General features: G+C 69.2%; 15 protein-coding genes and 1 tRNA gene. 9 read left to right on the forward strand and 7 right to left on the reverse strand.

Translation table 11 applies throughout. The features are described from left to right. Nucleotides 1–19: 19 nt before the first annotated feature. The 5 genes from LPN01_RS00775 to LPN01_RS00795 all read right to left on the reverse strand — a co-directional run bounded on the left by LPN01_RS00775 (nucleotide 20) and on the right by LPN01_RS00795 (nucleotide 6797). Entirely contained in the window at nucleotides 20–211 is a 192-nt protein-coding gene (locus tag LPN01_RS00775; protein ID WP_262826451.1) for a YbdD/YjiX family protein, read from the reverse strand. After that, nucleotides 208–2265, reverse strand: coding sequence for a carbon starvation CstA family protein (locus tag LPN01_RS00780; RefSeq protein WP_262826452.1), 2058 nt, complete (start codon nucleotides 2263–2265; stop codon nucleotides 208–210). The genes LPN01_RS00775 and LPN01_RS00780 overlap by 4 nt, the downstream gene beginning before the upstream one ends. A 73-nt stretch (nucleotides 2266–2338) precedes the next feature. Further along, nucleotides 2339–4276 carry an acetate--CoA ligase gene (gene acs, locus LPN01_RS00785; RefSeq protein ID WP_262826453.1) on the reverse strand — a complete coding sequence of 646 codons (1938 nt, stop codon included), beginning with the start codon at nucleotides 4274–4276 and terminating at the stop codon, nucleotides 2339–2341. Nucleotides 4277–4373: 97 nt separating this feature from the next. Further along, nucleotides 4374–5201, reverse strand: a complete 828-nt coding sequence (locus LPN01_RS00790; RefSeq protein WP_262826454.1) for an alpha/beta fold hydrolase — start codon at nucleotides 5199–5201, stop codon at nucleotides 4374–4376. A gap of 171 nt (nucleotides 5202–5372) precedes the next feature. Beyond that, a complete protein-coding gene (locus tag LPN01_RS00795; RefSeq protein ID WP_262826455.1) occupies nucleotides 5373–6797 on the reverse strand; it encodes an MFS transporter in 1425 nt (474 codons plus the stop codon). A gap of 56 nt (nucleotides 6798–6853) precedes the next feature. Here LPN01_RS00795 and LPN01_RS00800 point away from each other — a divergent pair, with 56 nt between their 5' ends. Further along, the gene (locus LPN01_RS00800; protein WP_262826456.1) at nucleotides 6854–9004 is read left to right on the forward strand and encodes a prolyl oligopeptidase family serine peptidase; all 2151 of its coding nucleotides are present in this window, start codon (nucleotides 6854–6856) and stop codon (nucleotides 9002–9004) included. Between the two features lie 38 nt (nucleotides 9005–9042). Here the strand turns inward: LPN01_RS00800 and LPN01_RS00805 are convergent. Next, a tRNA-Ser gene (locus LPN01_RS00805) sits at nucleotides 9043–9132 on the reverse strand. 111 nt (nucleotides 9133–9243) lie between these two features. Here LPN01_RS00805 and LPN01_RS00810 point away from each other — a divergent pair. The 8 genes from LPN01_RS00810 (at nucleotide 9244) to mazG (ending at nucleotide 17070) form a co-directional block, all read left to right on the forward strand. Further along, nucleotides 9244–10272, forward strand: a complete 1029-nt coding sequence (locus LPN01_RS00810) for a lytic transglycosylase domain-containing protein (RefSeq protein ID WP_262826457.1) — start codon at nucleotides 9244–9246, stop codon at nucleotides 10270–10272. 85 nt (nucleotides 10273–10357) lie between these two features. Beyond that, nucleotides 10358–11524, forward strand: coding sequence for a D-alanyl-D-alanine carboxypeptidase family protein (locus tag LPN01_RS00815; RefSeq protein WP_262826458.1), 1167 nt, complete (start codon nucleotides 10358–10360; stop codon nucleotides 11522–11524). A 25-nt stretch (nucleotides 11525–11549) separates the two neighbouring features. Next, entirely contained in the window at nucleotides 11550–12524 is a 975-nt protein-coding gene (locus LPN01_RS00820; protein ID WP_262826459.1) for an AAA family ATPase, read from the forward strand. A gap of 60 nt (nucleotides 12525–12584) precedes the next feature. Next, entirely contained in the window at nucleotides 12585–14144 is a 1560-nt protein-coding gene (gene metG / locus LPN01_RS00825) for a methionine--tRNA ligase (RefSeq protein WP_262826460.1), read from the forward strand. Further along, nucleotides 14144–14920: a TatD family hydrolase gene (locus tag LPN01_RS00830; RefSeq protein WP_262826462.1), complete on the forward strand. Its 777-nt coding sequence runs from the start codon at nucleotides 14144–14146 to the stop codon at nucleotides 14918–14920. The genes metG and LPN01_RS00830 overlap by 1 nt, the downstream gene beginning before the upstream one ends. Continuing rightward, entirely contained in the window at nucleotides 14917–15681 is a 765-nt protein-coding gene (locus LPN01_RS00835; protein WP_262826463.1) for an MBL fold metallo-hydrolase, read from the forward strand. The genes LPN01_RS00830 and LPN01_RS00835 overlap by 4 nt, the downstream gene beginning before the upstream one ends. After that, on the forward strand, nucleotides 15678–16295 hold the full coding sequence (locus LPN01_RS00840) for a TIGR02281 family clan AA aspartic protease (protein WP_262826464.1): 618 nt from the start codon (nucleotides 15678–15680) through the stop codon (nucleotides 16293–16295). The genes LPN01_RS00835 and LPN01_RS00840 overlap by 4 nt, the downstream gene beginning before the upstream one ends. Before the next feature lie 46 nt (nucleotides 16296–16341). Further along, entirely contained in the window at nucleotides 16342–17070 is a 729-nt protein-coding gene (mazG, locus tag LPN01_RS00845) for a nucleoside triphosphate pyrophosphohydrolase (protein ID WP_262826465.1), read from the forward strand. A 6-nt stretch (nucleotides 17071–17076) separates the two neighbouring features. Here mazG and hflX read toward each other — a convergent pair whose 3' ends face one another. Further along, on the reverse strand, nucleotides 17077–18363 hold the full coding sequence (gene hflX / locus LPN01_RS00850; protein ID WP_262826466.1) for a GTPase HflX: 1287 nt from the start codon (nucleotides 18361–18363) through the stop codon (nucleotides 17077–17079). Between the last annotated feature and the right edge of the window lie 2 nt (nucleotides 18364–18365).

Here is an 18365-nt window from a genome sequence, read left to right on the forward strand (position 1 = left end):
CTCTGCCTGCCGTGCCCCGCTAGCAGCACTTCCCCCCGCCACGGCCGCCGTAGCGCGCCTCCTGCCGGTTCCGGAAGAACGCGGCCTCGCTCATCACCGGTTCGCCGGGGTGCGCCGTCGCCATATGCTCGGCATAGGTGCGGTACGACGGCACGCCGACCATCAGCCGCCCCGTATCGGCGATCGCCCGCCAGGCAGCGGCGGGGCTCATTCCGCGGCCACCGCCACCATCGGCGGGATTTCGCTGGTGCTCGGCCCCGCGATCCGGCGGGCGATCAGGCAGGTCCGGATGCCGTAGCCGATGATCGAGACCACGACGCCGAGGAACAGCGCGCACAGCGCCGCATCGATACGGTCGTTCATGACGATGCGCCCCATTTCGGCGAGCGACTTGGCGGGGGCAAGTACGCGGCCGTCCGCCGCCGCCTCTGCGAAGCGGCCGGCGTGGGCGAGGAAGCCGACGCGCGGATCGGCGGAAAACAGCTTCATCAGGCTCGCGGTGACGGTGCACAGCACCAGCCACGTCGCGGGCAGGATCGTCACCCAGGCGTAGCGTTCGCGCTTCATCCGGAACAGCGCCACCGTCGCCAGCACCAGCGCCACCGCGGCGAGCATCTGGTTCGAGATGCCGAACAGCGGCCACAGCGTGTTGACGCCGCCGAGCGGATCGGTGACGCCCTGATAGAGGAAGAACCCCCAGGCGATCACGCACAGGGCGGTGCCGACCAGACCCGGCACGAACGAGGTGGCGTTGCGGAAGCGCGGGATCGCGAGCCCGATCAGGTCCTGCAGCATGAACCGGCCCGCGCGGGTGCCCGCATCGACCGCGGTGAGGATGAACAAGGCCTCGAACAGGATCGCGAAATGGTACCAGAAGGCCATCATCGCGCGTCCGCCGATCAGGTTGCTGAAGATGTGCGCCATGCCGACCGCCAGCGTCGGCGCGCCGCCGGCACGGCTGATGATCGTCGTCTCGCCGACGTCGCGCGCGGTCGCGGCGATCGTGTCCGCGGTGATCGGGAAGCCCATCGCGGTGACGGCGGCGGCGGCGCTGGCGGCATCGGTGCCGACGATCGCGGCGGGGCTGTTCATCGCGAAATAGACGCCCGGATCGATGATCGACGCCGCCACCAGCGCCATGATCGCGACGAAGCTTTCCATCAGCATCGCGCCATAGCCGATGAAGCGCGCGTCGCCCTCGCTCGCGATCAGCTTGGGCGTGGTACCGCTCGCGATCAGCGCGTGGAACCCCGATACCGCGCCGCAGGCGATGGTGATGAACAGGAACGGAAACAGCGATCCCGACCAGACCGGGCCGCTGCCGTCGACGAAGGCGGTGAGCGCGGGCATGCGCATCAGCGGCGCCACGACGACGATGCCGATCGCCAGCGCGGCGATCGCCCCGATCTTGAGGAAGGTCGACAGATAGTCGCGCGGCGCGAGCAGCAGCCACACCGGCAGCAGCGACGCGACCGCGCCATAGCCGATCAGGATCCAGCACAATTGCACCGGCGTATAGGTGAACCACGGCGCCAGGCTGGCCGACGCGGCGACGTCCTGGCCGTAGACGATGGCGAGGATCAGCCCGACGAGGCCGAGCAGCGACACCTCGCCGATCCGGCCCGGCCGGATCCAGCGGGTGTAGATGCCCATCATCAGCGCAAGCGGGATCGTCGCGACGACGGTGAACATGCCCCATGGGCTGCCCGCCAGCGCCCGCACGACGATCAGCGCCAGCACCGCGAGGATGATGACCATAATCATGAACGCGCCGAACAACGCGATCGTCCCCGGTACCGCGCCCATCTCCATCCGGATCAGCTCGCCCAGCGACCGGCCGTCGCGACGCATCGACAGGAACAGCACCATGAAATCCTGCACCGCGCCCGCCAGCACCACACCGGCAAGGATCCAGAGCATGCCCGGCAGATATCCCATCTGCGCGGCGAGCACCGGGCCGACCAGCGGTCCCGCACCGGCGATGGCGGCGAAATGGTGTCCGAACAGCACGCGGCGGTCGGTCGCGACGAAATCGAGGCCGTCGGGATGGCGCACCGCCGGCGTCGGGCGGTCGGGATCGAGCCCGACGACGACTTTCGCGAGGTACAGCGCGTAGAAGCGATAGGCGATCAGGTAGACCGACACCGCCGCGACGACGATCCATACGGCGTTGACCGCCTCGCCGCGCGCCGTGGCGATGACCGCCAGCGCGGTGGCGCCGACGAGGGCAAGGGCGATCCACCCGATCCTGCCTGCGATGGTCATCCGCTCCGTCTCCCTCGCGCCATGCCTAGTCAGCGCGTGCCGACGGAGCAACAGCGGGGCGGCAGACGGCGGGTCACCCCACCCGGTTGGCGACCAGATCGTCGACCACCGCCGGATCCGCCAGCGTCGACGTATCGCCAAGGCTGCTCACGTCTCCTTCGGCGATCTTGCGCAGGATGCGGCGCATGATCTTGCCCGACCGCGTCTTGGGCAGGGCGGGCGCGAACTGGACCTTGTCGGGCGTCGCGATCGGTCCGATCTCCTGCCGGACCCAGGCGACCAGCGCCTTGTGCAGATCGTGCGAACCTTCGCGCCCCGCATTGAGCGTGACATAGGCATAGATGCCCTGGCCCTTCACGTCGTGCGGCATGCCGACGACGGCGGCCTCGGCGACGGCCTCGTGCAGCACCAGCGCGCTCTCGACCTCGGCGGTGCCCATCCGGTGGCCGGAGACGTTGATGACATCGTCGACGCGGCCGGTGATCCAGTAATAGCCGTCGCCGTCGCGGCGGCAGCCGTCGCCGGTGAAATATGTGCCTTCGTAGGTGGTGAAATAGGTCTGGAAGAACCGCTCGGCGTCGCCCCACACGCCGCGCATCTGGCCGGGCCAGCTCTGCGTGATGCACAGATTGCCCTGCGCCGCGCCGGTCAGCACCGCGCCCTGATCGTCGACCAGCTGCGGCGCGACGCCCGGCAGCGGCTTGGACGCCGAACCGGGTTTCATCGGGATCGCGCCGGGCAGGGGGGCGATCATGATGCCTCCCGTCTCGGTCTGCCACCAGGCATCGACGATCGGCGCGCGGCCTTCGCCAACGACGTCGTGATACCAGCGCCACGCCTCCGGATTGATCGGCTCGCCGACCGATCCCAGCAGCTTCAGCGACGACCGGTCGGTCCGGCGGACATAGTCGTCGCCCTCCTTCATCAGCGCGCGCAGCGCGGTCGGCGCGGTGAACAGCGTGTGGACCTTGTGCCGGTCGACCACCTGCCAGATCCGGCTGGCGTCGGGCCAGGTCGGCAGGCCCTCGAACATCAGCGTCGTCGCGCCGTTGGAAAGCGGGCCGTACAGGATATAGCTGTGGCCGGTGACCCAGCCGATGTCCGCCGCGCACCAGAACACCTGGCCCGGCTTGTAGTCGAAGGCGATCTTGAAGGTGAAATCGGCCCACAGCAGATAGCCGGCCGAGGTGTGCAGCACGCCCTTGGGCTTGCCCGTCGAGCCGCTGGTATAGAGGATGAACAGCGGATCCTCCGCCGCCATCGGTTCGGGCGCGCAGTCGGTGGAAACGCTCGCCGCTGCCTCGTGATACCAGACGTCGCGTTCGGTCATCGCGACGTCGGCGCCGGTCGCCCGGACGACGATCACGCGCTCGAGCCAGGGCGCGCGGGCCGCGGCCTCGTCGACGCAGGCCTTCAGCCTGATCCGCTTGCCGCCGCGCCGGCCCTCGTCCGCGGTGATGACGATGCGCGATCCGCAATCCTCGATCCGGCCGGCGAGCGCGTCGGCGGAAAAGCCGCCGAACACCACCGAATGGATCGCGCCGATTCGCGCGCAGGCGAGCGCGGCATAGGCTGCCTCGGGGATCATGGGCATGTACAGCGTGACGCGGTCGCCCTTCGCCACCCCCTGCGCCTTCAGCACGTTGGCGAAGCGGCAGACTTCGGTGTGCAGCTCGCGATAGGTGATGTGGCGCGCATCCTCGCCCGGTTCGTCCGGTTCCCAGATGATCGCGACCGTGTCGCCCTGCTTCGCCAGATGCCGGTCGAGGCAATTGGCGGCGACGTTGAGGCGACCGTCGGCGAACCATTTGATATGGAAGTCGGCCTTGGCGAACGACCAGTCGCCCGCGATCGTCGGCGGCGTGATCCAGTCGAGCCGCTTGGTCGCCTGGTCGAGCCAGAAGGCGCCCGGATTGCTCGCCGCCGCCTCGTATAATTCCTCATATCCCTTCGGGGACAGGCTGGCATTGGTCCAGTCGCCGGTGATCGGATAGATTTCTGGATCGGTCATCACGCACCCTCTACGAACCGCGGGCGCGCAGCGGCGCCCGCGGCAGTGACTAGCCAAGCGGCCGGCGTCGCGCCAGCCGCCGTGCGCGCCGACGCGATCAGCGACCGAGGAAGGTGAGGAGGTCCGCGGTCAGCCGGTCGCCATGCGTGGCGAACAACCCGTGCGGCGCGCCGTCATATTCGACCAGCTGGCTGTTCGCGATCCCGACCGAGGCGGGGCGCGCCGCCGCATCGATCGGCACGGTCTGGTCCGACGTGCCGTGGATGATGAGCGTCGGCACCCGGAACGCCGCCAGATCGGGCCGGAAGTCGGTATGGCCGAACGCCTGTGCGCACGCGAGCGTCGGCTTCAGCCCCGCCTGTATCGCGGTCGCCGTCGCCCAGTCGAGCACGTCGTCGCTGACCGGATGGCTGATGACGCCGACGCCGAAGAACTGCTTGAAGAACGTGTCGCGGAAGAAATGCGCGCGATCCTTCTGGATGTTCGCGCCGATCCCGGCGAGCGCGTCCTCGGGCGTGCCGTAGGGGTTGTCCTCCGTCTTCAGCATGTACGGGACGACCGAGGCGACGAGGCCTGCGGCGATCACGCCCTTGCCGTCGTGGCGGCTCATGTAGCGCGCGACCTCGCCGCCACCCATCGAGAAGCCGATCACCGCGGCGTCGGTATCGGCCCCCGTCGCCGCCATGACGTCGGCGAGGTCGTCGGCGAGCGTGTCATAGTCATAGCCGTTCCACGGCTGGCCCGACCGCCCGAACCCGCGCCGGTCGTAGGCGATCGCCCGGAAGCCCGCGTCCGCCAGCGCCATCATCTGCGGATCCCAGCTGTCCGCCGACAGCGGCCAGCCGTGCAGCAGCACGACCGGACGGCCCGATCCCCAGTCCTTGACGTAGATGTCGGTGCCGTCGCGCGTTTTGACGTAAGGCATTGGTCGTGCTCCTGTCGGTATGTCCGGCGCGTCAACGACGCCGGCCGGCCACCGTTCCGTCGCCGGGCAAGCCGCCGCGCGGCGCGGCGTCCCGCTCGTCCGCCGGAATTGATGCGGGAAGCCGACGCGGCACCGCTGAAACGGTCGCGGATGCGCCTGCACCACGACCTCCTATCGCGGCACCTGCGTTCCCGGCTGCTCGTCCTCCGCCTCCTCTGCCCTGGGGTTGCGGATCGACGGGCGCAGGCGCGCGACGCTGCACAGCCCGGCGACGAGCGCGAGGCCGGCCGCGACGAGCGGTGGCGTGGAGCCGGCGCCGATGCCCGTCGCCAGCAGCGCCGCGACCAGCGTCGCGCCCGTCGTCTGCCCGACGAGCCGTACCGTGCCGACCAGCCCGCCGGCCGCCGCCGCCCGCTCGCGCGGTGCCGACCCGATGATGAGCCGTGCGTTGGGCGGCAGGAACAGGCCGAAACCCGACCCGCACAGCGCCATCCGCCAAGCGATATCGAGATAGGCGGCATCGGCGGGCAGGGCGGCGATCAGCAGCAGCGCGACGATCGACACCGCCATGCCGATGCCGCCGAGGATGCCGGCGGGCACGCGATCCGACAGCCAGCCCGCCAGCGGCGCGACGATCATGTTGGTGAGCGGCCATGGCGCGATCGCCGCCCCGACCTCCGCCGCGCTGAAGCCATAGCCGTGCTGGAGCCGGAACGGCGTCGACAGCAACAGCGTCATCGACGCGGTGAAGGCGGTATAGGCGCCGACCGCCGACAGTGCGACCACCGGCCGGGCGAGCAGGTCGACGGGCAGGATCGGCTTGGCCTCCCCCCGTTCGCGTCGAACGAAGACCCAGCCGATCGCCGCGCCGACCGCGACGATCGCCGCCGACACCACCGGGCTGTCGCCGTGCACCGCGCTCTCCGCGCCCGAGATGACGAGCCCGATCATCGCGGCACACATCACCGCGCCGAGGACATCGAAGGGTTCGGCACGCGGTTGCGGCGCAGGCAGCGCCCGGCCGAGCACGAGGCTGAGGATCGCGAACGGCACCGCGCTGGCGAACACCCACGGCCAGGGCGCGATGCCGAGCACCAGCCCGCCCAGCGTCGGTGCGAGCGCGGCCGAGCTCGACACCACCACCGAATTGATGCCGAGGCCGCGGCCGAGCTCGCGCGCGGGATAGATCGAGCGGATCAGCGCCGACGAGACGCTGAGCGCCGCCGCCGCGCCGAGCGCCTGCGCCGCGCGCACGACGAGCAGGAACGGCAGGCTCTTGGCGAAGAAGCACAGCATCGTCGCGACGGTGAACACCGCCTGCCCGAACTGATAGGTGCGTTTCAACCCGAAGCGGTCGCCGAGGCCCGCGAACGGCAGGATCATCATCGCCAGGATCAGCTGGTAGACCGTCACCACCGCCACGACGGCGCTGTTGTCGACACGCAGGTCGCGCGCGATCGTCGGCAGCGCGACGGTCGCGATGCCGCCGTCGATGATGACAAGCGCCGTGCCCGCGCAGATCGCGCCGATCGCGACATAGCGGCGGGGAAGGGGCAGGCCGTCGGCGGTTGCCAGATCATTCGGGGAGGTGCGCATTGCGCGGCAACGCTTTGCCCGGCAAGACCGTCGCATCCAAGGGAGATGCACCAAAGATGATCCTGCGCAGCCTGCTGCTCGCCTCGACGCTCCTTGCCGCCACGTCCGCGGCCGCCCAGATGGCGCCGATGACCAACGCCCCCGCCGCCCCCGCTGCTGCCGATGCCGCGACCGACCCGTATCTCTGGCTCGAGGACAAGGACGGCGCCAGGCCGCTCGCCTGGGTCGAGGCGGAGAATGCGCGGACGCTGCCGCGGCTCCAGTCCGATCCACGCTACCGGACTTTCTATGCCGAGGCGCTGGCGATCGCATCCGCCAAGGATCGCATCCCGATGCCGAACCAGCTGTTCGGCCGGATCTACAATTTCTGGCGCGATGCCGATCATCCGCAGGGCGTCTGGCGCTGGACGAGCGAGGCGGGCTACGCCGCGGCGCAACCGCAATGGACGACGGTGCTCGACCTCGACGCCCTGTCGCGGGCGGAAGGCAAGAAATGGGTGTGGAAGGGCGCGACCTGCCTGCAACCCGACGAACGGATGTGCCTCGTCGCGCTGTCCGAAGGGGGCGAGGACGCGGTCAGCTATCGCGAATTCGACCTCCAGACCGGTGCGTTCGTGACCGGCGGCTTCGCGCTCGCCAAGTCCAAGCAAGGCGCGTCCTGGCTCGACCGGGACACGCTGCTCGTCAGCCGCGACTGGGGCGAGGGCAGCATGACCGCATCGGGCTATCCCTTCGTCGTCAAGCTGGTGAAGCGCGGGCAACCGCTCGCCGCCGCCACCGAGATCTTCCGCGGCCAGCCGTCGGACCAGCTCGGCACCTATGCTGGCGTGATGACCGACGGGCAGGGCAACCGGCTGGTGACGATCGTCCGCCGCACGACCTTCTTCGGCGGCGAGACGCACGTTTGGTCGCCGAGCGGCACGCGCAAGCTCGACATCCCGGCGCGCACCTTCCCCGCCGGCATGGTCGCAGGCCAGGTGCTGTTCCAGACGAGCGATCCCTGGGGCGCGGTGCCCGCCGGCGCCGTCGCCGCGGCGCCGCTCGCCGCGGTCCGGAGCGGCTCGATACGCCCCACGGTGCTGTTCGCACCCAATGCGCGCCAGTCGGTCGACGAGGTGGTCGCGACGAAAGACCGCGTCGTGCTGATCTACAACGACAATGTGCGCGGGCGCGCGACCGTGTTCACGCCCGGTGCGGGCGGTTGGACGTCGAAGCCCGTAACCCTACCCGACAACGCCTCGCTCGGCGTGGCGAGTGCCGAGGACAAGAGCGATCGCGCCTACCTGACGGTCACCGGATTCCTGACGCCGACCACGCTGTTGCCGCTCGATGCCGCCACGGCGACCGCCGCGCCACCGGTGAAGACGCTGCCGCCGCGCTTCGACGCCGCCAACCTCGTCGTCGAGCAGCATGAGGCGACCTCGACCGACGGCACGAAGGTTCCGTATTTCGTCGTCCATCGCAAGGGCATCGCCCTGGACGGCAGCACGCCGACGATCATGACCGCCTATGGCGGGTTCGAGGTGTCGATGCTGCCGAGCTATTCGGGCGCGACCGGCAAGCTGTGGCTGGAGCGCGGCGGCGCCTATGTCCTCGCCAACATCCGCGGCGGCGGCGAGTTCGGGCCGGCCTGGCACGACGCCGGGCGCAAGACCAAGCGGCAGGTGATCTACGACGATTTCGCCAGCGTCGCGAAGGACCTGTTCGCCCGCCGGATCACCAGCGCGCAGACGCTGGGCATCTATGGCGGATCGAACGGCGGCCTGCTGATGGGCGTCGAGTTCAACCAGCACCCCGACCTGTGGAAGGCGGTGACGATCCAGGTGCCGCTGCTCGACATGATCCGTTACGAATCGATCGCCGCGGGCGCATCCTGGGTCGACGAATACGGGTCGGTATCGATCCCTGCGGAAAAGGCGTTCCTCGACAAGATCTCGCCCTATCAGAACATCCGCAAGGGCGTCGCCTATCCCGAACCCTATATTTGGACGACGACGAAGGACGATCGCGTCGGCCCGCAGCACGCGCGCAAGTTCGCCGCGCGCCTGAAGGAATATGGCCTGCCGTATCTCTTCTACGAGGATACCGCCGGCGGTCATTCGGGCGATGCCGATATCGAGCAGGGCGCGCGCCTTCAGGCGCTGCAGATGACGTATTTCGCGCAGAAGCTGATGGGACCGGCCAGCCCGCAGACCGCAGCGAAGTGAAGCCCGCCCCTCCTCTCCGCGGCAGGGCGGGGAGGGGGTGGCGGAGAGAGTGGGATTCGAACCCACGGTAGGCTTCCACCTACGGCGGTTTTCAAGACCGCTGCCTTAAACCACTCGGCCATCTCTCCGTGGTCGGCCCCGGATAGTCGCACCGCGGCTGCCCGTGCAAGCCCTGCGACGACAGGAGGTTCCCGTCGTCCGCCCCCTGTGGCACCACGATTCCCATGTGGGGGCAACGAATGACACGCGGGCTGCGCGCCGGGATCCTGGCGACGACACTGGCGCTCGCGGCATCGGCGCCGGCTGCGGCGCAGGACGAGGCCGGGTTCCAGGCGTATCTCGCCACGTTGCGCCAGCAGGCGCAGGCGGAGGGCGTGACGCAGCGGACGATCGATGCGGTCTTCCCGACGCTGACGCTCAGCGACCGGACGATCGAGCTCGATCGCCAGCAGCCGGGCAATCCCGGCAGCACGGCGACGCCGCCCTTCGCCCCCTATCGCGCCAGCCACGTCGATGCGGCGCGGATCGGGCGCGGGCGGACGACCTATCAGGCGCAGCGCGCGCGGCTGGCGCGGGTCGAGCGGGATACGGGCGTGCCCGAATCGATCATGGTCGCGATCTGGGGGCACGAGACGAACTACGGCGCCTATACGGGCAATTTCGATCTTCTGCGCAGCCTCGCCAGCCTCGCGTACGAGGGGCGGCGGCGCAGCCTGTTCGCGGGCGAGTTCATCGCCGGGCTCAAGATCCTCGACCGTGGCATCCCGCGCGAACAGCTGAAGGGCAGCTGGGCGGGCGCGACCGGCAACCCGCAGTTCCTGCCCTCGGTGTACCTGCGGCTGGCGCGCGATGGCGATGGCGACGGCCGCGCCGACATCTGGACCAGCCCCGCCGATACGCTCGCCTCGATCGGCAATTACTTCCAGAACGCCGGCTGGCGGCCGGGTCAGCCGTGGGGGGTCGCGGTCAGCGTGCCCGCTGGACTCGACCGGAGCGGGCTGGCGAGCCGGCTGGTGTCGCCGCGCTGCCCGCGCGTGTTCGAACGGCACAGCCGCTGGCGGACGATCGCCGAATGGCGCGCGCTGGGGCTCGTGCCGCAGGGCAGGGCGTGGCCCGCCGACGGCGTGCAGGCGACGCTGATCGAACCCGATGGCCCCGGCGCCACCGCCTATCTGCTGACCGGCAACTACCGCGTCATCCTCGATTACAATTGTTCGAACTTCTATGCGCTGTCGGTCGGCCTGCTCGCCGATGCGGTAGAGGGCTGACGCCGCGCGGCGGCGGCGCTATGCCTGCCGTCCGATCCTGTATTCCAGATCCCGTATCCGTGCCCGGAAAGTCAAAGACGCCGTCATGAACAAGCTGATTGCCGCTCCCCTCGCCATCGTCGCGCTCGCCGTTCCCTCGGTCGCCGCCGCCCCGCAGTTTCAGGGCAGCGCGCCGATCGCCTATATGGAGGACCTGTCGTCCGGCGCGGTCCTGTACCAGCGCGACGCCGACCGGCGCATGCCGCCGGCGTCGATGGCGAAGATGATGACGGTCTACGTCGCCTTCGACATGATAAAGAAGGGCGAGCTGAAGCTCGACCAGACGTTCCAGGTGCGCCCGGAGACGTGGCAGCGCTGGCACGGACCGCAGGCGGGATCGACGATGTTCCTGTCGACCGGCGAGAGCGTCAGCGTCGAGAACCTGCTGAAGGGCATCGTCACCCTGTCCGGCAACGATGCCTGCGTCGTGCTGGCGGAGGGCATTTCGGGGACCGAACAGACGTTCACCGACCGGATGAACCAGCAGGCGCGCAAGCTCGGCCTGACCAACAGCCACTTCGGCACGTCGAACGGCTGGCCCGACAGCGGCGTCACCTATGTGACGGCGCGCGATCTCGCGCACCTCGCCACCGCGACGATCACCGACTTCCCGGACCTCTACAAGCGCTTCTATTCGCTGCGCAGCTTCACCTGGGGCAAGACGCTGGGCGCCGGCGCCGACATCACCCAGGCGAACCGCGATCCGTTGCTTGGACGCGTCGCGGGCGCCGACGGGCTGAAGACGGGGCATACGGAGGAAGCGGGCTACGGCTTCACCGGCTCGGCCGACCAGAACGGCCGGCGTCTGGTGATGGTCGTCGCCGGACTGACCTCGTCGGGCGCGCGCGCCGAGGAATCGGTACGCTTCATGGACTGGGGCTTCCGGGCCTGGCAGGCGAGGCCCGTCGTCGCGCAGGGCAAGCAGGTGTCGACCGCCGAGGTACAGATGGGCAGCGCAAGCACCGTCGGCCTCGTCGCGCCGCGGCAGCTGACGGTGACGCTGCCCGCCGGCGCAGTGCCCCAGATGAGCGCCAAGGTCGTCTACGAAGGCCCGATCCGCGCGCCGATCAAGGCCGGCCAGCATATCGCCGACCTGATCGTCAAATCGCCCGAGATGCCCGAGCAGCGCCTGCCGCTGGTCGCCGCCGCCGACGTGGGCGAGGCGGGCTTCTTCGGCCGCGCCTGGGCGGGCCTGACGTCGCTGTTCGGTTGATGGCGGCCGCCCGGGCGGCGGGCCGATGACCCGTCTGGTCGGCCACGACGACGCGCAGGCGGCGTTCGCCGCCGCGTTGCGCAGCGGCACGTTGCATCATGCCTGGCTGCTGGTCGGCCCCGAGGGCGTCGGCAAGGCGCAATTCGCCGCCGCTGCCGCGCTGCGCATGCTGGCGGAGGCGAGCGCCACCGGCGTCGACGCGCCCGGCCTCGCCGTGCCGGACGGGCATCCCACCCGCGCCCTCGTCGATCCCGGATCGCATCCCGATCTGCGCGTGATGCGGCGCCTGCCCAAGGATGCCGAGAAGCCCGATCAGGACATCGCGCGCAGCATCACGATCGCGCAGGTGCGCGCCCTGCAACCGATGTTCGCGACGACCCCGTCGATGGGCGCGCGCCGCGTCGTCGTCATCGATGCGGCCGACGATCTGGAGCGCAACGGCGCCAATGCGCTGCTCAAGAACCTGGAAGAGCCGCCGGTCGGCACGATCTTCCTGCTCGTCAGCCACGCGCCCGGCCGGTTGCTGCCGACGATCCGGTCGCGGTGTCGCGTGCTGCGCTTCGCCGCCCTCGACGATGAGGCGATGGCGCGGGCGCTGGGGCAGGCGCTGCCCGACGCCGATCGCGACGAGATCGCCGCGCTGGTCCGCACGGGGGAGGGCGCTCCCGGCCGTGCCATCCGCTACGCCGGGCTGGATATCGAGGCCCTCGACAGCGCGATCGCCCACATCGCACGGGACGGCGATCCGATGAACGCGCACCGTGCCGCGCTGGCCAAATCGCTGGCGGGGAAGGGCAATGCAGCGCGCTACGAGGCGTTCCTCGATCGCGTGCCGGCGATGATCGCGCGCGAGGCGCGCCAACGGTCGGGATCACGGCTGAAGACGGCGCTCGACGCGCAGGCGGCGGCGCGCGACCTCGCCGGCGCGGCGCTCGGCCTGTCGCTCGATGCGCAGGCGACCGTGTTCGAGATGGCGGCGATCGTCGCGACGCTGCGCTGAGGCGTGCCGGGCGTGCGGGTTCGGCTTCAATTCGCCGGATCGATCGACTAGGAGGCGGCCATGGCCGATCCTTATTACATCACGACCGCGATCCACTATCCCAACGGGCGGCCGCATATCGGCCACGCCTATGAAATGATCGCCGCCGACGCGATCGCGCGGTTCCAGCGCCAGGCCGGGCGCGACGTGCGGTTCCAGACCGGGACCGACGAACACGGGCTGAAGATGGCGCAGACCGCCCGCGCCCGCGATTGCGACGTCCGCGCCTTCGCCGACGAAATGTCGGCGCATTTCAGTGGCATGGCAGACACGCTCAACATCTCGTACGATCGCTTCATCCGCACCGTCGAGCCGGCGCATTATACCGCGAGCCAAGCGATCTGGCAGGCGATGCAGGACACGGGCGACCTGTATCTCGACCGCTACGAGGGCTGGTATTCGGTCCGCGACGAGGCCTTCTACGACGAGAAGGAGCTGATCGACGGGGAAGGGGGGCAGCGCCTGTCGCCGCAGGGTACGCCGGTCGAATGGACCGCCGAGGAAACCTGGTTCTTCCGCCTGTCGAAATACCAGCAGCCGCTGCTCGACCTCTATGCCGCCAATCCCGATTTCATCCGGCCCGAGGCGCGTCGGAACGAGGTGATGCGCTTCGTCGAGGGCGGCCTGTCCGATCTGTCCGTGTCGCGGACCAGCTTCGACTGGGGCGTACCGGTGCCGGGCAGCCCCGGCCACGTCATGTACGTCTGGGTTGATGCACTGACCAACTATTTGACCGGCGCCGGCTATCCCGACGATGCCGACACGATGGCGCGGTTCTGGCCGGCGGACCTGCACCTGATCGGCAAGGACATCACGCGCTTTCACACGGTCTATTGGCCCGCCTTCCTGATGTCGGCGGGCCTGCCGCTGCCGAGACAGGTGTTCGCGCACGGTTTCGTCCTCCACCGCGGGGAAAAGATGTCGAAATCGGTCGGCAACGTCGTCAGTCCGGACGAACTGACGGAGGCGTTCGGAGTCGACGCGGTCCGTTATTTCCTGCTGCGCGACGTCAGCTTCGGCCAGGACGGCAGCTATTCCGCCGAGGCGATCGTGACCCGCGTCAATGCCGAGCTCGCCAACAGCTTCGGCAACCTCGCCCAGCGGACGCTGTCGTTCGTGGCCAAGACCCTCGCCGGCGCCTTTCCGGATGCGGGGCGCAGCGACCCGGCGGATGCGATGCTGATCGAGGAGGTCGTCGTCGCTTGCGCCGGCTTCACGACCGCGTTCGGCGACCTGATGCTCAACCAGGGGATCGAGGCGTGGATGCGCGGCGTCTTCGCCTGCAACCAATATATCGACGCGCAGGCGCCATGGGCGTTGCGCAAGACCGATCCCGAGCGGATGCATGCGGTGCTCGGCACGCTGATCCGCGCGATCCGCATGCTTGCGATCACGATCCTGCCGGTCGTGCCGGATGCCGCGGCGAAGGTGCTCGACCAGGTCGGCGCGGCCGAGCGCGACCATGCGGCGGTGGACGACGACGGCTGGTATGCGCGACAGGCGGCGTCGGGCTTCGTCATCGCCCCGCCGTCGCCGGTATTCCCGCGGCTGGAGATGCCGGCTGCGGTGACGGACGCGTGATGTTCGCCGACAGCCACTGCCATCTCAACTACAAGGGCGTATTCGAGCAACAGGCCGACGTGCTCGCGCGCGCCCGCGACCGCGGCGTCGGCGCGATGCTCAACATCTCGACGCGCGAGAGCGAATGGGATGCGGTGGTTGCCACCGCCGAGCGCGAACCCGATGTCTGGGCGTCGATCGGCATCCATCCGCACGAGGCCGACCAGCATCCCCATATCGACACCGCGCGGCTGGTCGCGCGGGCGGCGCATCCGCGGATCGTCGGCATCGGCGAATCCGGGCTCGACTATTTTTACGACCATTCGGATCGCGCGCGGCAGCAGGCGAGCTTTCGCGCGCATATCGCCGCGTGCCGTGCGACCGGCCTGCCGTTGATCGTCCATACCCGGGATGCCGAGGACGATACCCTCGCGATCCTGCGCGACGAGATGGAGCAGGGGGCGTATCGGGGGGTCATCCACTGCTTCACCGCCAGCGGCGCCTTCGCCGACGCGGCGCTCGACCTCGGCTTATACATCTCCATCTCCGGGATCGTGACGTTCAAGAACGCGCGCGATCTTCAGGAGACCGCGGCGCGCCTGCCGATCGAGCGGCTGCTGATCGAGACGGATGCGCCGTTCCTGGCGCCGGTGCCGAACCGCGGCAAGCCGGGTGAGCCCGCGTTCGTCGCCGATACCGCCGCTTTCCTCGCCCGGCTCCGTGGCGAGCCGATCGAAACACTCGCGGAACGGACCGCGGACAATTTCTTCGCCCTGTTCGACAAGGCGAAGCGATGAAGGTCCGCATCCTCGGCTCCGGCACCTCGTCGGGTGTGCCGCGGATCGGCAACGACTGGGGCATGTGCGACCCCGCCGAGCCCCGCAATCGCCGGTCGCGCGCGTCGCTGCTCGTCGAGCATGAGGGGATACGGGTATTGATCGATACCGGTCCCGACATGCGCGAACAATTGCTCGCCGCCGATGTCGCGGCGGTCGATGCGATCATCTGGACCCACGACCACGCCGATCACTGCCACGGCATCGACGACGTGCGCCAGATCTTCCATGCGCTCGGCCGCCCGGTGCGCGGGTTTGCGCGGCCGACGACGCGGGCCGCGCTCGAACAGCGCTTCACCTATGTGTTCGCCGGACGACAGGGCTATCCCCCGACGATCGATGCCGCCGACCTGCCCGACCGGCTGACGATCGGCGGGATCGAGATCGATGTCGTCGACCAGCCGCACGGCAATATCACCACTGCCGGGCTGCGGTTTTCGGCGGGTGGCATGACGGTCGGCTATGCGACCGATTTCCACGCTCTGACCCCGGCGATGCGCGTGCTCTACACCGGGCTGGACGTGTGGATCGTCGATGCGCTGCGTTACGCGCCGCACCCCACGCATCCCGACGTGCCGACGGTGCTCGGCTGGATCGACGCGCTGCGGCCGCGCCGGTCAGCCTTCATACACATGGACCATAGCATGGATTATGCGACACTGGTGGCGACACTGCCGCCGGGAGTCGAACCAGGCTATGACGGGCTCGAATTCACGCCATGACGATCGATGCGGGCGGCCATATGCTGCTCTATCTGCTGTTGCTGGTCCTGCCGGTCTCGGCGCTGATCGCGCGGCGCGTGCCGATCCTGCGTGTGCTGCTGTCGCTGGCAAGCTGGGCGGTGCTCGCCGGTATCCTGCTGGTCGTCTTCAGCCAGCGTGAGAAGTTCGACCCGTATCTGCAACGCGTGGCGAGTCTGTTGAAGCTCGACGACCAGAATGTGGTCGGCCGGGAAACGCACATCCGCATGTCGCCCGACGGCCATTTCTGGGCACGGGTGACGATCGATGGCGTCGCGCGGCGCATGCTGGTCGACAGCGGCGCGACGGTCACCGCCTTGTCGACCGCGACCGCCCAGGCCGCTGCGCTCGATGTCCGCAAGAGCGTCTTTCCGATGATTCTCAACACTGCAAACGGCCGGATCAGTGCGCAGACCGCGGAAGTCCGCGAGCTGCGACTGGGCGACATCGCCGCACGCGATCTGCCCGTCGTGGTATCGCCGGCGTTCGGCGACACCGACGTGCTGGGGATGAATTTCCTGTCGAAGCTGAAGTCGTGGCGGGTCGAAGGCAATATCCTGATCCTCGAACCGCACCGACCACAGGATTTTACATAATGCCTATTATCGATCTTGCCGTGATCGGTGGAGGGGGCCCTTTCCGATGATTGAACGGCTTGTGGCGATCATGGCGCGGCTGCGCGATCCGCAGCATGGGTGCGAATGGGATGTCGCCCAGACCTGGGCGACGATCGCGCCCTATACGATCGAGGAAGCCTATGAGGTCGCCGACGCGATCGAGCGTGGCGATGCGACCGACCTCCGCGACGAGCTCGGCGACCTGCTGCTCCAGGTGGTCTTCCACAGCCGGATCGCCGAGGAAGCCGGCGCGTTCGCGCTGCCCGACGTGGTCGCCGCGATCAGCGACAAGATGGAACGACGCCACCCGCACATCTTCGGCGCCGCAGAGCGCAGTCCCGGCTGGGAGGAATTGAAGGCGGCCGAGCGCGCCGGCAAGGACGACGACAGCGCGCTCGCCGGCGTGGCGGCGGGAATGCCGGCGTTGTTGCGTGCGGTAAAGTTGCAGAAGCGCGCCGCACGCGTCGGTTTCGACTGGCCCGACGCCGGTGGGTCGCTCGCCAAGGTGCACGAGGAGATCGCCGAGGTGGCCGCCGCTCCGGCCGCGGAGATCGCCGAGGAAATCGGTGACCTGCTGTTCGCGGTGGTGAACTGGGCACGCCACCTGGGCGTCGACCCCGAAGCGGCGCTGCGGGCCGGCAACGCCAAGTTCGAACGACGCTTTCGCGGCATGGAGCAGATGGCAGGCGCCGGCTTCGCCGCACTGAGCCTCGCCGACAAGGAAGCGTTGTGGCAGCAGGTTAAGGCGCGTTAACCCCGGTCAGCGTTGCAGGAACCGTTCGTAATCGCGTTCGGCGAGCCGCACTTCATATTGCGTTTCCAGCCCCTCGCTCGACTGGCCGAGCATCTCGCCGTGCGCGTGCAGCCAGGCCGCACCGGCGCCGTCCTCCGCTGCAAGCGTGATCCAGTATCGACGGTGGCCGGCGGTCAGCTTCGCCGCGACCTGCCCGATCAACGCATCGACCCCTTCCCCGCCCAGCGCCGACAGCGCGACGACGTCGTCCCGCCGCTCTGCCTCGGCGAGCACCGCGTCGTGACGGTCGGCGTCGAGCAGGTCGAGCTTGTTCCACGCCTCGAACCGCGGCGTCAGGTCCGATACGCCGATCTCGGTCAGCACCGCCTCGACGTCGGCCCGCTGCGCCTCTGTATCGGGATGCGCGATGTCGCGGACGTGGACGAGCAGGTCGGCCGACACCACCTCCTCCAGCGTCGCCTTGAACGCGGCGACGAGCTGGGTCGGCAGGTCCGACACGAACCCGACGGTGTCGGACAGGATCGCCTTGTCGATTCCCGGCAGCGATACCTGGCGCAGCGTCGGGTCGAGCGTCGCGAACAACAGGTTTTCCGCCATGACGTGCGCACCGGTCAGCCGGTTGAACAGCGTGGATTTGCCGGCGTTGGTATAGCCGACCAGCGCGATCACCGGCCACGGCGCCCGCTGCCGCCGCTCGCGATGCAGGCCGCGGGTCCGACTGACCTGCTCCAGTTCGCGGCGCAGTCGGGCCATGCGGTCGCGGATCAGCCGGCGATCGGCCTCGATCTGCGTTTCGCCGGGCCCGCCGAGGAAGCCGAAGCCGCCCCGCTGGCGTTCGAGGTGGGTCCAGCTGCGTACCAGCCGTCCCGCCTGATAATCCAGATGCGCAAGCTCGACCTGCAACCGCCCCTCGGCGGTCGCGGCGCGCTCGCCGAAGATTTCGAGGATCAGCCCGGTACGGTCGATCACCTTGGCCTCGAGCGCGGTTTCGAGGTTGCGTTGCTGTACCGGGGTCAGGCTCGCGTCGAAGACGACGAGATCCGCCTCGTTCTGGCGGACCTGCACCGCGAGCTGTTCCACCTGACCGCTGCCGATCAGCGTCGCCGGCTTGGGCGCGCGCACCCGCACCGCGACCTTGTCGGTGACGACGAGGCCGATCGCGGCGGCGAGCCCGGCGGCCTCGTCGAGCCGCGCATCGGCGTCGCGATGCGCGTCCCCCTGGTCGGGGAGCACGATCAGCGCACGCCCGCCGCGGGCGAAATCGTCACGGTCGCGGTTGAACCCGGTGGTCATCG

This window comes from Sphingomonas sp. A2-49 (assembly GCF_025548555.1).
Lineage (GTDB): Bacteria > Pseudomonadota > Alphaproteobacteria > Sphingomonadales > Sphingomonadaceae > Sphingomonas.